Annotated in this window: 13 protein-coding genes; 11 read left to right on the plus strand and 2 right to left on the minus strand. The window is 47.1% G+C overall.

The annotated features are described in order from the left end of the window. Positions 1-3: 3 nt before the first annotated feature. Positions 4-3,378, minus strand: a complete 3,375-nt coding sequence (locus tag Q1Q15_RS12000) for a UvrD-helicase domain-containing protein (RefSeq protein ID WP_300460066.1) — start codon at positions 3,376-3,378, stop codon at positions 4-6. Between the two features lie 275 nt (positions 3,379-3,653). Between Q1Q15_RS12000 and Q1Q15_RS12005 the strand changes: the two genes are divergently transcribed. The 11 genes from Q1Q15_RS12005 to Q1Q15_RS12055 all read left to right on the plus strand — a co-directional run bounded on the left by Q1Q15_RS12005 (position 3,654) and on the right by Q1Q15_RS12055 (position 14,069). Further along, positions 3,654-4,649, plus strand: a complete 996-nt coding sequence (locus tag Q1Q15_RS12005; RefSeq protein ID WP_300460068.1) for a thioredoxin family protein — start codon at positions 3,654-3,656, stop codon at positions 4,647-4,649. 347 nt (positions 4,650-4,996) lie between these two features. After that, positions 4,997-6,538 (plus strand): SDR family oxidoreductase, encoded by a 1,542-nt coding sequence (locus Q1Q15_RS12010; RefSeq protein ID WP_300460070.1) that lies wholly within the window; start codon positions 4,997-4,999, stop codon positions 6,536-6,538. A gap of 35 nt (positions 6,539-6,573) precedes the next feature. After that, positions 6,574-7,029 (plus strand): pyridoxamine 5'-phosphate oxidase family protein, encoded by a 456-nt coding sequence (locus Q1Q15_RS12015; RefSeq protein WP_300460073.1) that lies wholly within the window; start codon positions 6,574-6,576, stop codon positions 7,027-7,029. Next, the gene (locus Q1Q15_RS12020; protein WP_300460075.1) at positions 7,026-9,221 is read left to right on the plus strand and encodes a PEP/pyruvate-binding domain-containing protein; all 2,196 of its coding nucleotides are present in this window, start codon (positions 7,026-7,028) and stop codon (positions 9,219-9,221) included. The genes Q1Q15_RS12015 and Q1Q15_RS12020 overlap by 4 nt, the downstream gene beginning before the upstream one ends. After that, the gene (locus Q1Q15_RS12025) at positions 9,222-9,344 is read left to right on the plus strand and encodes a hypothetical protein (RefSeq protein ID WP_300460078.1); all 123 of its coding nucleotides are present in this window, start codon (positions 9,222-9,224) and stop codon (positions 9,342-9,344) included. It begins immediately after the preceding gene. Positions 9,345-9,353: 9 nt separating this feature from the next. Beyond that, a complete protein-coding gene (gene uvsE, locus Q1Q15_RS12030; protein ID WP_300460080.1) occupies positions 9,354-10,250 on the plus strand; it encodes a UV DNA damage repair endonuclease UvsE in 897 nt (298 codons plus the stop codon). Between the two features lie 264 nt (positions 10,251-10,514). Then, positions 10,515-10,718 carry a hypothetical protein gene (locus Q1Q15_RS12035; protein WP_300460083.1) on the plus strand — a complete coding sequence of 68 codons (204 nt, stop codon included), beginning with the start codon at positions 10,515-10,517 and terminating at the stop codon, positions 10,716-10,718. A 101-nt stretch (positions 10,719-10,819) separates the two neighbouring features. Further along, positions 10,820-11,437, plus strand: coding sequence for a TIGR02444 family protein (locus Q1Q15_RS12040; protein WP_300460085.1), 618 nt, complete (start codon positions 10,820-10,822; stop codon positions 11,435-11,437). A 235-nt stretch (positions 11,438-11,672) separates the two neighbouring features. Continuing rightward, positions 11,673-12,023, plus strand: coding sequence for a cupin domain-containing protein (locus tag Q1Q15_RS12045; RefSeq protein ID WP_300460088.1), 351 nt, complete (start codon positions 11,673-11,675; stop codon positions 12,021-12,023). Beyond that, complete coding sequence (locus Q1Q15_RS12050; RefSeq protein ID WP_300460091.1) at positions 12,020-13,648, plus strand: hypothetical protein; 1,629 nt, start codon at positions 12,020-12,022, stop codon at positions 13,646-13,648. Before Q1Q15_RS12045 ends, Q1Q15_RS12050 begins: the two co-directional genes overlap by 4 nt. A gap of 10 nt (positions 13,649-13,658) precedes the next feature. Beyond that, positions 13,659-14,069 (plus strand): hypothetical protein, encoded by a 411-nt coding sequence (locus Q1Q15_RS12055; protein ID WP_300460093.1) that lies wholly within the window; start codon positions 13,659-13,661, stop codon positions 14,067-14,069. A 67-nt stretch (positions 14,070-14,136) separates the two neighbouring features. Here the strand turns inward: Q1Q15_RS12055 and gdhA are convergent, their stop codons facing one another. Continuing rightward, positions 14,137-15,486, minus strand: coding sequence for an NADP-specific glutamate dehydrogenase (gdhA, locus tag Q1Q15_RS12060; RefSeq protein ID WP_300460096.1), 1,350 nt, complete (start codon positions 15,484-15,486; stop codon positions 14,137-14,139). Positions 15,487-15,693 lie beyond the last annotated feature (207 nt).

Below are 15,693 nucleotides of genomic sequence, written 5' to 3' on the forward strand. Positions count from 1 at the left end.
CTCTTAAAACAATTCCAATTGTTCCGGCTGCGTTTGCTTTTCCAGGCGGACAGAACGTTTCTCAACCTGTGTCAGCCGCTTTTCAATATCCTCAATAAAAAAAGATCGTTGTCTTTGTTTACTGGTGCCAAATATGCTTCTTTTTTTCGCATAAGTCAAACAAAGAATATCCATGGCCCTTGTCATGCCCACATAGAACAGGCGACGCTCTTCCTCAAGATCATCAATGATTTCACCGTCCCTTGCAAAGGGGACAAGCCCCTGTTCACATCCGGCAACAAATACAACGGGGAATTCAAGCCCCTTGGCCGCATGCAGGGTCATCAAAGATACGTTCTGGGTGTGAACCGCCAGGGTATCCGCATCCTGGTTCAAGGCAAGGGCATCCAGGAATCCCGTTAAATCATCGTGAAGCCGGCTCATGGATAATACCGTTTCAAAGGCCTGTTTTGTCGTATCCTTTTTTTCAATGATCTGTTTTAACGCTGCGCTTTGACACAACCGCATTAGCCCGGTTTCAGGGATGCATTGGTTCATCTCATCCCTGAGCGCCGTGAGCTGCTCTGCAATGGTGACAACCTTTTTTCTTACTGCGGTGTTAACCCCGGGGATATCCCCTTGCACAAATGTGTCTAAAATATCCTGATCCATTTCACACGCCGCTATATAGGCCTTATGACAAGCGGCCTTTCCTTTTTTACCCAGCCCGGCACCGAAATGGTCAAAAACAATCTCAAAATCCAGAAAGCATTCCCCTTGTGCCATGATCCTGCAAAGACTGATCAATTGTCGGATACCATCGATCTCAACCAGATTCTTTTTATCTGCGGTCTGAAAAGGGATGCCCTCTTTTTCAAACACCTTGATAAAGGTCTCGCACTGCCTTCCGGTACGGTAAAGAACGGCAAAGTCTGCAAAAGAATACTCTTTGGGGTTGTCCCCATCTGCTTTTCCCGTGTCCATTGAAAAAAAGGAGGTGCCGCCAACGAGCCGTTCGATCATCTTGCCGATGGCCACGGCCTCGGCCTGTTCAGTGGCCGTTTCTTTGATGATCAATTTTTTTTGACTGTCCTTATCTGAAAAAATCCTGAGTGTTTCCGGGTTGTCCAATGACCGGCTGATCATTTGAAAAGACGCATCAAGAATGGTTTGCGTGGACCGGTAATTTTTTGTCAGCCGGATCTTCTCACACCCGGGAAAATCACGGGCAAACGCTTTGAAATATTTATTGTCAGATCCCCTGAACCCGTATATGGACTGATCCGGATCACCAATCACAACAATATGATTCTGCCGGGACAGCCGTTTGACCAGCGCATACTGACCATAATTCAAGTCCTGGTATTCATCGATAAAAATATACGGGTACTTTTTTCGGATCCTGGACAGAATCGCTTCATCGCTGTCAAACAAATTGACGGTCATGAAGATCAAGTCTTCAAAATCTGCCACATTCTGCGCTTTGCAAAGGGCCTGGTAGGTTCTATAAATCAATTTAAACGGACCCAATGCCTCCTGGGGAATAACTTTTTCAAGATCATCATCCGGGCCCAGTAAATGTTGCTTGCATAGAGAAATCCAATGATCTGTTTTCTTTGCCTGCCCTTTTTTATGCCCTTCTTCCATGGCTTCCCGGATCAATGAAAGTCTTACCGGATCATCCGCAATAACCGCATTAAACCCATTATGCTCTTTTAAAAGCTTGAGGCAGAAGGAATGGAAGGTTGCCGCCAGCACCGGCGTGTTTGTCTGGGTCATATATTTCTCCACCCGCTGTTCAAGCTGTCTTGCAGCCTTGTTGGTAAATGTCAGGGCAAGAATGGACGAAGGATCAACCGCTTTCTTTGATATCAGATAGGCAATTTTCGCCGTTAAGGTTCTGGTTTTGCCTGTTCCGGGTCCGGCCTGGATCACCATGGCCCTGGCAGAAGACTCAACCGCCTGTTGCTGCTGAGGATTCAACCCGGCTAAAAGATCCGGATTCTGACGGTTGGGTCTTGTTTGCGGAATCTTTTTTTTATTCCTTTTCTTGATCTCCAGAGACGTAATAAGGACTTTTTCCCTGATGATTTTCTTTTTGATGGGAAGATTAAACAAGAGGGGTTTTTCTCCTTTTAACTGTTCCCTTTCCTGCCTTGAAAAAAGAGTCACTCGCCCATATTCACCATCATACCCGGGATCAATTTGGACATCTCCTGTCCGCATTTTCCTTATGGCCTCTGCCAGCAGTGGGACATGAGCCGTTTCTATTTCTTCAAATGATTTGTCCAGAAGGATGCCCAGCTCCGGCCCAAGCGTTTCAATGGCTTTATTGTAGTAAGCAGCCACTTTTTTTGTTTTAGGACCCACCTCAAAAATTTCAGAAAGGATGTCGGCCAGGGGGATAATGCTCGTATATCCCTGGCGGTTCCCGGGCACATAGCCTTCCGGTCTCGTGGCCAGTTCCTGAACCCTGTTTAACACCCCATAGGTCACCTTTCGCCCGCACTCGGGACAGATGCCGTCAATTTGAGCCGTGGTGGCAGGATTCAAACAGACATGACATTTCCTGTGACCATCATAATGATATTTACCCTGGTGGGGAAACATATCCAGGGTTCCCTTAAAGGCCTCAAGGTCATTGGTTTCAAGGGCCTTCCGCAGATGATAAAAACTGAGGTCCGTATCAAACACAGAGGCATTCCTTCCCAGGTAACCGGGTGAATGGACGTCGGAATTAGAGATCAGGCGGACATTGTCAAGATCTTCAACCCGCCAGTTCATGGGCGGATCAGAGGACAACCCGGTTTCAACGGCAAAAATATGCGATTTCAAAGGACCAAAACACGCTTCAATGGAATCGAATCCTGATTTTGACCCAAACATGGAAAACCAGGGGGTCCAGATGTGAGCCGGCACAAAAAATCCTTTATCATCCACATCCAGCATAAGGGAAAGCAGATCCGCTGCATCCATCCCCAGGATGGGCCGTCCGTCGGATTTTATATTTCCGATGGCATCCAGTCTGGCATTAAACGTCTTCACACTGGCAATACTCGGAAAATAAATCAGGTTATGATTTTTTCTCACCCGGTCATCCCGTTTGTAAATATTGCTGATCTCTGTCTGCAGGATAAACCGGACAGGGTTCCGGCACGTTTCAGGGATGGTTTTGTCAATGTCGGCTGCAATGTCTTTTTTTAAAGAAAACAGTCCCGGCTCGATCTCTTCAAGCTTGGACGTAATAGCGTCGATCCAGGCAGGATAGGTAAAATCCCCTGTTCCAACAACCCGGATGCCTTTAATTTGTGCCATATAATAAAGATTCTCAAAATCAAGATTCTTTGCCGTGGCCCTGGAATACTTGGAGTGAATATGAAGGTCAGCAATAAATTTCATTTTTTACCCGGCTTAGTGGTTAAAATTTGGTTACAGGGTTAATAACTCAACTTTCCGGGTTGGCCATTTATGCTTGGGGTCAGGCTTTCTTTATGGCACTGTTTACCCGTCTGGTCATGAAATATTAATAAAAAGCACCATAAAAAAAGCCTGACCCCGGCCATTAACGCTGAAGACCGAAAGTTGAGTTATTAATTTACACGATTTCCCCTTAATTTAAAAGCAGGATTCTGCTAAAGAAGAGGTATCATTCACTCAACCGACAGGAATTCACTATGCCGATATTTGACGCAACATCCAAAACCGTGATCCTCAACTGGGATCAAACCATGGAAACCCCCATCAAGATAAAACGGATCGACACAGATCATACTGAAAACAATCAATTTATAAATTTTACCGATCAGATACGAGACACAACGTCACACCTGATCATTGAATCTGAAAAACAAGAAAAAGACCTGCCGGGATTTCTTCTAAAAAAAAATATCTTCTATTCGGCACTGCCCCTGGAAAAAGAACTTGACCCCTTTCTTGAGTTTCTGTCACAGATAAATGGCAGCCCTTCAGCCGCTGCTGAATCCGCCCTTTCCGACCCCCTGAGGCAAACCCTGGATAGACTGGATATCCCGGTCCGTTTAACCCTGTATATTGCCCTGCAGTGCCCCCATTGCCCGGCTGTGGTCAGAACGGTCATCCCCCTGGCGCTGTATTGCAGCAATATCCATCTCCACATCATTGACGGCAGCCTGTTTCCTGAAACCGCACAAAAAGATGCAGTCATGTCTGCGCCCTGCCTGATCCTTGAAGATGATTTCCGATGGACCGGAGGTGTGACGGCAGATGAAATTGTAAAAATGATCACCAGTCGCGATCCGGCACACTTGAGCGCCGACACCCTGAAAACCGTTCTAGAACAGGGAGACGCCGACTGGATCACCCGCCAAATGATTGAAAAGAATCAAATATTTGACGCGTTTATCACCCTTTTGATCCATAAGACATGGTCTGTCAGGCTGGGCGCCATGGTGGTTGTAGAAGCGCTTGCCGAAACCGACCCGGAACTTGCTGCCCGGATTTGTCCCCTCCTGATACACCGGTTTCCCGGAAAAGATATCCCCATACAAGGCGATATTCTCTACGCTTTAGGGGAGGCGGGTGACCGGGAAACAATGGAATGGATTAAACGCAAAAGAATCCAGCTCAACCATGAGGACCTGATGGATGCCGCAGAGGAAGCGCTGGAAACCCTGACGTCAAAAATTGGATAAGGATTTCCGAACGGGGGCGATGTGCCGTTATAGTTTTTCAAGATCCTGTTTTACCTTTTCCAGACATTGGGGCATATTCCGTGGGAAAAAGAGATGTCGGTGCGGGTTGTCAAATAATTTTCCAACTGATTCCAGTACCCTAAAATCCAGCCGTCCATTGGCATTCAGTTTTCGGTTAATTCGCGTCAGAACACAAAAGGACATTGACATCGTTTCCCCAAGGCTATAGATTCAGTGTATGTGAAACACGCTTTTTTAAGTGAACCAATCTTTATACACCCCCGTTTTAAGCGGTATCATAATACGATTTGTATTTTTTTCTGATGTATTTTTAAAAAGGAGTGGAGATGCAGACTGAACATCAAAAACCCGTTCTGGTAACCGGTGCCACAGGTTATGTTGCCGGCCGTCTGATTCCATTGCTTCTGGCATCCGGCTATTCGGTGAGAGCCATGGGACGGTCCATGACAAAAATAATGGGACGACCCTGGGGTCATGACCCAAACGTCAAATGCGTCACAGGGGATATTATGGATGTTGCCTCTTTGCGCAAAGCGGCAGATGGGTGCGGGACCATTTACTACCTTGTTCATTCAATGATGTCACAAAAAGGGCAATACCGTCATGCCGATCGGATCGGGGCAAAAAACATGGTTCAGGCAGCAGCGGAGGCACATGCTGATCACCTGATCTATTTGGGGGGTCTTGGCGATATTCATCATAAAAACGTCAGTAAGCACCTGGTTTCCAGAAATGAAGTGGGACAGATCCTTTTGGACGGACCGGTTCCAGCCACTGTTCTGAGGGCGGCCATGATTTTAGGATCCGGCAGTGCCAGCTTTGAAATTTTAAGATACCTGGCTGAACGGCTGCCTGTCATGGTCACGCCCAAATGGGTGCGCATGTCCACACAACCCATTGCCATTACAAATGTATTGGGATACCTGAAAGGCTGCATGGAACACCCGGAAACCCGGGGGAAAACATTTGATATTGGGGGACCGGAGGTTGTAACGTATCGTGATCTGTTCCGTATTTTTACCAAAGAAGCCGGATTGCCGACGCCCCTGATGATTCCGGTTCCCGTATTAACACCGCGGCTGTCATCCCTGTGGATTCATCTGGTGACACCGGTTCCGGCAGCGATTGCCCAACCCTTGACCGAGGGATTGAGCCTGCCGACGGTTTGTACGGAATCAACCATCACTCAACTTATTCCACAAAACCTGATCAATTGCCGGGAAGCCATCCACCGGGCCTTGGACCGTATTCAGCAAGAGCAGGTCGATACCTGCTGGACTGATGCCGGGGCCATCAAATATCCCGAATGGGCCCATTTCGGAGATTCAGCGTATTCAGGGGGTACCATTCTCAAATGTGGTTACCGGGCAACCGTTGAAGGAACAGGCCGGAACCTGTGGCCCGCCATTGTCAGGTTGGGTGGAGAAACCGGGTATTATGCTGCAAATCTTTTATGGAAACTCCGCGGGGTTATAGATGTATTTGCCGGAGGGGTGGGGTTAAACCGCGGCAGACGGTCAAAAGAAACCCTCCAGGTAGGGGATGCCCTTGACTTCTGGCGAGTCCTGGAGGTGGAAAAACCCTCCAAACTGCTCTTGCTGGCAGAAATGAAAACACCGGGCGAAGCGTTGCTGGAGATAACGGTAACCCCCTTAGGAAATGATCAATGCGAACTGGTGCTGTTGTCCCGATTTTTACCCAAAGGGTTGAACGGTCTCCTTTATTGGTATGTACTATATCCATTTCATCAATATGTATTTGCCCACATGCTCAAAGGTATCGTAAAATCGGCAGGATTGACATTAGCGACACTCCCGGAAAGATTCACCCCCAAAATAACAAAAACGTGCTCACTGCCGGATCAATAAGCCGACAGAACACGTTTAAACGTGAAGGGAAGGCCATGAACAATAAAGAGAAACAGGCATTCGATCAAATCAAGACATTATTGGACTCTCAATCCCTTGGGGTATTGTCCACCCAGAAAAACGATCAACCCTATGCCAGCCTTGTCGCCTTTGCAGCAACCGCTAACCTTGAACAGATCCTTTTTCTGACACCCAATACCACTCGCAAATATGATAACCTGACGAACAATGCCAAAGTTGCCCTCCTGATCAACAACAGTTTGAATCAGGCGGCAGATATTTACACGGCTGTCGCTGTCACCGCGACAGGGATTGCTGCAACGGTTGACGGCCTGGAAAAACAGACGCTCCTGGAACTCTATTTAAAAAAACATCCCCATTTACAAGTATTTTCAACCGCCCCCTCCACAGCGTTGATCCGTGTAACCGTGGACCGGTATTTTATGGTCAGCCGGTTTCAAAATGTCATTGAAGTCCAGGTGACGTCATGACACCGATCCTGGGAATTGATTCGTTCATTGAGACCGGTAAAAACCAGGTCGGGGGGAAGGCCTTTTGCCTTGCAAGGATTCATGATCAGGGCGTTGATGTTCCGGAAACCTTCTGTATCCCCTGCCGGGTCTATGAATCCTATATTGCCGAGACCTGTCTTGAAGATAAAATTCGTCTTGAAATGAATCGGAAACCATTTAAACAGATGCGATGGGAAGAAATCTGGGATATTTCACTGCGGATCCGGAATTTGTTTTTAACCACCCCCATTCCACATATCACCCGAAAAACACTTGCAGAATTGCTCCAAAGACATTTCAATGAACGGTCCGTTGCCATAAGATCTTCCGCCCCGGGCGAAGACGATGAGAGTACATCCTTTGCCGGGCTGCATGCCTCCTATTTAAATGTCATCGGCGCAGATGAAATCCTTAAACATGTCAAGCTGGTGTGGGCCTCCCTGTATTCAGATGCGGCACTGTTATATCGAAAAGAGCTGGGGCTTGATATCCATACCAGCAAAATGGCCGTGGTCCTGCAAGAGCTGATTCCCTCCGACAGATCCGGTGTGTTTTTTGGCATCAATCCATCCGATGCAACCGAGTCGGTTTTAGAATCGGTGTATGGATTGAACCAGGGCCTTGTTGACGGTGATATTGAACCGGATCGATGGATCCTGCAACGATCCTCAGGCAAAATTTTAAGCCATATTGAACCGGTGCGAAACCACTATACCATTCCAGACAAAAAAGGGGTTGCCTTCGCACCGTTACCCCAAGCATCACGTCAAAAACCGCCTTTGAATGATCAGGAAGTCCACCAGATCTGGAAAATGGGCAATAAAGTGGAAGCCCTCTTCAATCGCCCCCAGGATATGGAATGGACGTTTTACAAAGACCGGTTTATCATGCTTCAGACACGGCCGATAACCAGTTCGGGGTTTAAAGAAGCAGATGATAAGCGAACCTGGTATTTAAGTCTTCACAGAAGCTATGAAAACTTAAAAGGGCTCTATGATAAAATTGAAACCCACTTGATTCCGGAAATGATTTCCCAGACAAAACTTATGGGGCAGGTCCATCTTCAAGGGTTGAGCAACCCCCAGCTCCACCAGGAAATAACCAAAAGACAGGCTATCTATGATCACTGGGTAAAGGTTTACTGGGCGGATTTTATCCCTTTTGCCCACGGCATTCGGTTGTTTGGACAGATTTACAATGATGCGGTTAAACCTCAAGACCCTTACGAATTTATGGCTCTTCTTGAAAACACCGGACTGAAGAGCGTTCAGCGAAACAACCGCCTTGAAGCCCTGGCAGATATGATCCGAAACGATACAGACCTGAAAGACAGCCTGGAATCTGTCATTATCCCTGATTTGGACCATCCATTCAAGGTGTTGTTAGACAATTTCATTTTAGAATTTGGTGATCTTTCCTGTTCAACCGGTTACGGCAACGAATGTCAATATGGCGATACGGGTATCATTAGGCTCTTGCTGGAATTTGCCAAATCGCCTCCCAGAAAAAGACAAGCCAGCGGGCCGGATATTCAAACACTTCAGGACTGTTTTCTGAAAAGTTTCCCCGAGGAAAAATACGCGTTTGCTTTGGATGTGCTTCACCTGGGACGGGAAAGCTATCGCCTCAGGGATGATGATAACATCCATCTGGGCCGGATTGAAACCCGTCTTGTTGAGGCGGTTCAAGAAGGCCAGTCCCGCCTGGCAGATCCAGATGCAAATCCGGATGGGCTGGCAATGCTGGCAGCGCTTCCAGCACTTTCCCTGGTATCTGACACTATACCGGTATCGGTTGAACCCTCTGTATTGGAAAAGGCGTCAACACTTTGGCTGAAAGCCCGCCAGGTTGTCGGACACCCGGCAGGCCCGGGTATTGCATCAGGAACCGCCCGACTCATAAACACCCCCCAGGATTTGATGGATTTCAAACAGGGGGACGTCCTCATCTGTCCGGGAGTGGACCCCAATATGACCTTTGTGATTCCCTTGGCCGCCGCCGTGGTGGAAGAACGGGGTGGCATGTTGATTCACGGTGCCATCATTGCAAGAGAGTATGGATTGCCCTGTATAACCGGTGCAACGGATATCATGCGATTGATCGAACCGGGCGACCACGTCATCGTGGATGGGTATCTGGGAATCATCACCTGTAAAACACGGGAGTTATAAGTGACATTATCAAGAACCAAACTTGTTTTTGCCGATGATACCATGCCGGGGTCCAATGGTTCTATTTTCCTGAATTTACTGGTGACCTTAAATACGCAACCGCTGCATGCCGGCAAAGTTTAGGAAAACCATATGATCCGGTTCGGTCTGTGCTGCATATTCAAAGAACAACCCATCAAATTCAGAAGAACAACCGCTAAATTTCTTTCACAATTTTCCCGCCAGGACCAGAAAAACCGATTGTCTGAAATTTGTCTGGCCAATGCTCACGCTTTGATGAAGGCCCTGGAATTTTGTCACCAAAACAATATAGGTTGCTTCCGTATTAACAGCCAGATTCTGCCGTTAAAAACACACCCGGATGTTGGCTACGACATTTCAAATTTACCCAATTCAGACCAAATAATAAAGAGATTCAAGGCGTGTGGCATATTCAGTCGGAAATATAATATCCGGACCTCCTTTCATCCGGATCAGTTTATTATTTTGTCTTCACCGAATCCTTCTGTGGTGGAACGCGCCATGGCTGACCTTGCCTATCAGACCCAGGTGGCACAATGGGTCAATGCGGATGTGATCAATATTCATGCAGGGGGTGTTTACGGAGATAAAACAGCCGCGCTCAAGCGCCTTGAACGAACGATTGAAACACTTCCTGATCCGGTCAGGAAACGTCTGACCCTTGAAAATGATGACAAAAGCTATTCCCCTGAAGATCTTCTTCCCATTTGTTCTGACATGAAGATTCCACTGGTTTACGATATTCACCATCATCGATGTTTAAACGACCGTTTTTCAATCGACGAAGCAACCGATAGAAGTGCTGAAACATGGGACCGGGAACCATTGTTCCATATTTCTTCCCCTAAAAACGGTTGGGACTCATCCGACGTCCGAAAGCACCATGATTATATTGACATAAATGATGTCCCCGGGTCCTGGCTTTCCATGGATGTCACCGTTGAAGTTGAAGCAAAAGCCAAGGAACTGGCCATTTTAAAACTCATGAAAGAAATAGACAGGGTATAGCCTGATTGTTTGCACCCATAAGATATCCAAAACCCAAGGCGTTTATTATGACGTTGAGTAAAATTAAAAACACCCAAGACTTGTATGAATACCATAATTTTGCTATCGTCAGAGAAATAATTTTTTATGTGGGATTGCAGGAACCGGTCTTCCATCCGACGGATCACTGAATTCACTGATTTGAAAATCTCTCTTTCGCCAGGGCCTGTTTCATCCGGTTTCGGTGCATAACCGTTCACCAACACACAACAAAAGGAGATAACAATGGATTTTGATCACTCGTATGCAGATTATCTGAAGGATGAAGACATTGCGGCCATAACGGAACTGGAGAAAAAGACAGGGAAACGTATTCTGGCTTACTACACCCCCCCGAAAGCCGCCAATCTGGATGACAACGTGCTGACTAAAATACGTGAACTGGAGAAAAAGCTCTGTGTGAGGCTTGTGGCCTATGATGAGCATTGAAAAACGGTCAGGTATCCCGCCGATGACAGGTCCCCCGCCAGACAATTGGATCAGCAATCTGGAAAACCGGAAACAGTGATAAGGGACCGCATATAGGGGCAATGTCTGATATCAAGGAAAATATGGAATTTTCAGACCATCCATTTTGGGACTTTTCAATAATGGTTCACCAGAAGCAGGGGGTCCATGACGCATGTCTTGAGCTTCAAACCCGCTGCGAACTGGATGTTAACCTCTTGTTTTTCTGCTGCTGGGTGGGAACGGCAGGTGGGGGGCGCCTTGCCCCCGAACAAATGGCGACGGCCATCCAGGCTGTTGCCGGCTGGCAGGAAGAGATTGTCCGCCCCATATGGAAGGCGCGCTGGAAGCTCAAACCTTCCTACAAAACCTTTCCAAGAGAAAAAACCGAGATGCTTCGCAGATCCCTTATCCGGGCAGAACTGAATGCAGAACATCTTGAACAGCTTCACCTGGCAGACACCATTGGCTTCACGCAAAACCCGGATCTTTCCAGAGACGTGAGAACATCCCACGTTGTTGCCAACATCTTTTTATATCTGGATATGTTTACCCGCCGAAAAAAGGTCCAACTCAAAATGCCTGACATGGCAGCCCCCCTGCTCACCCTTGTATCGGCCTGCTTTGCGCAAGGGGATAAACACAAAACAGCCGTCCTTATCCAGGAACAGTTCAGCCTGGATAGCCGTATCAAATTTTAATTTCAGTGTGTCCGGCCTTACCATACCCCCGGCCGGACACCACGGTTTCTTTCCCTCGGGTTCGGGGTGAATAAAAAAATTGATATTGGCCTATCACCCGCATGTGTTTTACCTGAAATCCTTTCCCATTAACGATTCTATAATTGACAATTCAATAATTGATAGCATATTTTTATTTATTGTTATTTGTTTAAAAAACCACTGAATTTACACCACTGGGCAAAGGGAGTCATAAATGAAAATTGTTAATTATAAAGATGTATTGCCGGTTGTCATGGACAATGAGATGGTTAAAAACGTGGCCGGCAGGGTGATGATAGGAAATGAAGACGGGGCCAAAAACTTTTGCATGCGAGTGTTTGAAATGGGCAAGGACGGATATACCCCCAAACATACCCACGACTGGGAGCATGAAGTGTTTGTCCACTCAGGCTCAGGAGAGGTATTCATAGCGGACAAATGGCATCCGCTGTCAAAGGGATCTGCCATATTTCTTCCCGCCGGTATTGAGCACCAGTTCAGGAACACATCTGACAAGACCTTTACCTTTGTCTGCCTGATACCATCGGGAGCGCCTGAATTATGATGTCGTTAAGGTCCTGTGTGGGGAAAGATGCCCAATTTATTGTAGGGGTTCACAAGCCCTGCTTTGACGTTAAAAACTTGAGAAACCAGGACTATTTTGCGTCTCTTGGGCAGCTTGAAGACGGTACCGTAATTGACAACCGTGTCAATTTTCCCGAAGAGGATCTTCATGAAGCCGGTGCCGACATCATCTATGAAATTGCCAATCCATTTCCCTTCAGGGGAACCACTTATATTAATTCTGCCTGGGCAGATATCAAAGCGGCTTGTCCTGACGACATCCGTATTTCAAAACCCAAACCCTGCTCACTGCTTCAGAACTTTGAACAATCAGGCGGGGCCGGCAGCATTGGCATCAAAGACAAAAGAGCCCTTCTGGATATGCTGCCGCATCCCCTGTGCATTGCCCTTGCCCAGGCCTCCACAGACCCCGAAGAACTGATGCTTCTATCAAAAAAATCCTGCCGCATCCTGTTTGATCCTGAGACCCTTACCCCTGTCGGAATTGGATACAAAAAAGATCGACACAACCGGATCAGTCCGGACATCCATGACCATGAACTGTTTGAAGTGCTGGTGAACAACCGGTATCTTCCCGATGACTATAAAAATACCATGGTGCTGAAACCGGGTGTTCAGGGAAGCAATGAAATTACCGGGGAATATCGGTCTGAAGACGGGAACACCCATGTCTTTGAATATCTGAGACGAAATTCCTATATCCCCTGGGGACATTTTGCATCCAACATGGCAAATGATGCCATCCGATACAGCACCCATGATCTTAGTCTTGATGACATGAAAGGCATCCGTCATCTCTACTACCAGCGGGCCTTTGTCAGGCTTGCTTCAGAACTCGGCGTTTCCCTGCCGGACAAACGCGCGTGTTTCACCCCAATCGCACTTGAAACTCTCCGGGAAACCCTGCAGACAAAATTAAAACAGACCCCCGGCCCGGCCCTGAAATTTGACAATACCCTGTGGGGGTGGAACTTTGGATACGGCTATGCCCAGTCCGGTCACAGGCTTCATGCCTCTCACCAGATGATCCACCAGCAGAATGCCATGGTTCCGAAGCATGTTAAAACCCGTTCAGGGCAAAACATACCGTCCTTTTCCTGTGGAGATCTTGTCGGTGATTTCACACGGCAATACAGGACGGTTACCGGAAAAAAATTTTTTTCAACCTATCTGGCAGCCATTCAAAACAATACCCGGACAGACGGCAGCACAAAAGGTGAATCCTCCCTGGTTCTGGTGGAAGATGACCATATCATATTGTTTGTACCCAAGGCTCAAATATCTGAGTGGGAACTGCAGATCATGGCCAAAACTGCCTGCGGTAATATTATTGAAGCAGATCAGAACCTTCGTAATTCCCTGGACAACGCCATTTTGATGGCTGTAAAAACCCTTGAATCACTTGGCGCAGATTTAGTCACCGCCATAGAATTCTCAAAACGCTTTGATTCAACAAATAGTGACCAGCACCTGCTATATTCCTTTATTCCAAGGCTTCCCTATGCACCGGACACCTTTTCCGAAGCCCAGTTGAGATGGATCAGCGGATGCTATCCCGAGGATTTCGCCCATACCTGCCGCATGGCAATCAAACAGTTTAAATAAGGAAACTAAAATGGTTCTGCATGATTTTATTTATGAATGGGATGGGAAAAGTATTGCCGGGGAGAAGCCCGTTTCATGGTGGCCAGGGTCATACCACGTAAAAATTATCAAAATGGGAACAAACCAGGACAAGATCAGCTACCTTGTTCCCTTTGCCGTCATTCTTAAAAATGCCAGGACCCAGCCGATCCTGATGAATACCTCGTTAAAAAACTATATCCATAATTTTGCCCAGAAGTTATCAAAAGCGTATGATCTGGATATTGACAAAACCCTTTGGGTTGAAGTGGATGATAAGATCCGGGTGGCCAGTTTGAACCCCGTCCAGAAATCGGCCCCGGACCCGATTTATGCCATCTCCTGGCGGGCCATCCGACCCAATGAACTGGCAATGATCGAACCCTATCTTTCCGATATGTAAAAAAAAGGCCGGTTAGAAAAACCCAACCGGCCTTTTTCATTCGATCGGGATACCCTGTCAAAAAAAATTATACAATGCCCTGATCCATCATTGCATCCGCCACTTTAACAAACCCGGCAATATTGGCACCATTCACATAGTTGCCGGGCGTTGCGTATTCTTCCGAGGCTGACAGGCATGCCCCATGAATGCTTTGCATGATACTTTTGAGTTTGGCTTCTACTTCTTCCCGGGACCATTTGATCCGCATTGAATTCTGGGACATTTCAAGCCCGGATACAGCAACGCCTCCGGCATTTGCGGCTTTGCTCGGTGCATAAAGAATTTTGTGATCCAGAAACAGGTCAACCCCTTCCGGCATGGTTGGCATATTCGCCCCTTCACAGACCACATAAACACCGTTATCTAAAAGATTTTGAGCATCCTTGGCATTGATTTCATTCTGGGTGGCACTGGGAAACGCACAGTCGGCCGTATGATCCCAAAGCGGATTGTGATCAATTCCCGCATCCACCGGCGTATACACCGCTTCCGGATACTTTTCAGCATAGGCTTTGATCCTGCTGCGTTTAACGTTTTTCAGGTACATGATATGCTGAAGTTTGACCGGATCTATCCCTTTTTCATCATAAATGTATCCGGAAGAATCAGAAAGTGTGACAACCTTTGCGCCCAGATGATTCAACTTTTCAGTGGTATACTGGGCCACATTCCCGGAACCTGAAACCAGGCAGGTTTTGCCATTAAGGCTCTGTTTCTTGGTTGCCAGCATTTCATCGGCAAAAAAGACCGACCCATACCCAGTGGCTTCCGGCCGGATCAGACTTCCCCCCCAGTTAAGGCTTTTCCCGGTCAGGACACCTGAAAATTCATTGTTCAATTTTTTATACATCCCGAAAAGGTAGCCGATCTCCCTTCCCCCCACACCGATGTCCCCTGCAGGAACATCGGTAAATGGGCCGATATGACGGAAAAGTTCGCTCATGAAGCTCTGGCAGAACCGCATGACTTCATTGTCGGATTTGCCTTTGGGATCAAAGTCGGAGCCGCCTTTGCCCCCACCGATGGGAAGCGTGGTCAATGCATTTTTAAATACCTGTTCAAAGGCAAGAAATTTTAAAATAGAAAGGTTTACCGACGGATGGAACCGAAGACCTCCTTTGTAAGGCCCGATGGCACTGTTCATCTGTATTCTGTACCCCCTGTTGACCCGGACAATCCCCTGATCATCCACCCAGGGAACCCTGAACTGAACCAACCGTTCCGGCTCCACAATTCTTTCCATAATCCCGGCATGCCGGTATTCAGGCGTGTTATCCAGAACCGGCTTTACCGACTCAACCACTTCTGTGACAGCCTGATGGAACTCTTTTTCGAACGGATCTCTTGCAGTGATAATATCCATTATTGTACCCATTTTCTATCTCCTGTTAACATAAGTGCTGGGTTGATTTTTTTTGGGCAAGAGCCCTTTTAATATACCAGATAAAATAGCACTTTTCATCCGCCAATGACACTATTTTATTTGCATCCTTAACCGTCTGTATCATCATGTCATTCATGGCTGCATGCCATGGGATATCGTTGGTCAAGCGCAGGTTGTCTTTAAAAAAAATAAATTTAT

This window comes from Desulfobacula sp., from assembly GCF_030145145.1.
GTDB lineage: Bacteria > Desulfobacterota > Desulfobacteria > Desulfobacterales > Desulfobacteraceae > Desulfobacula.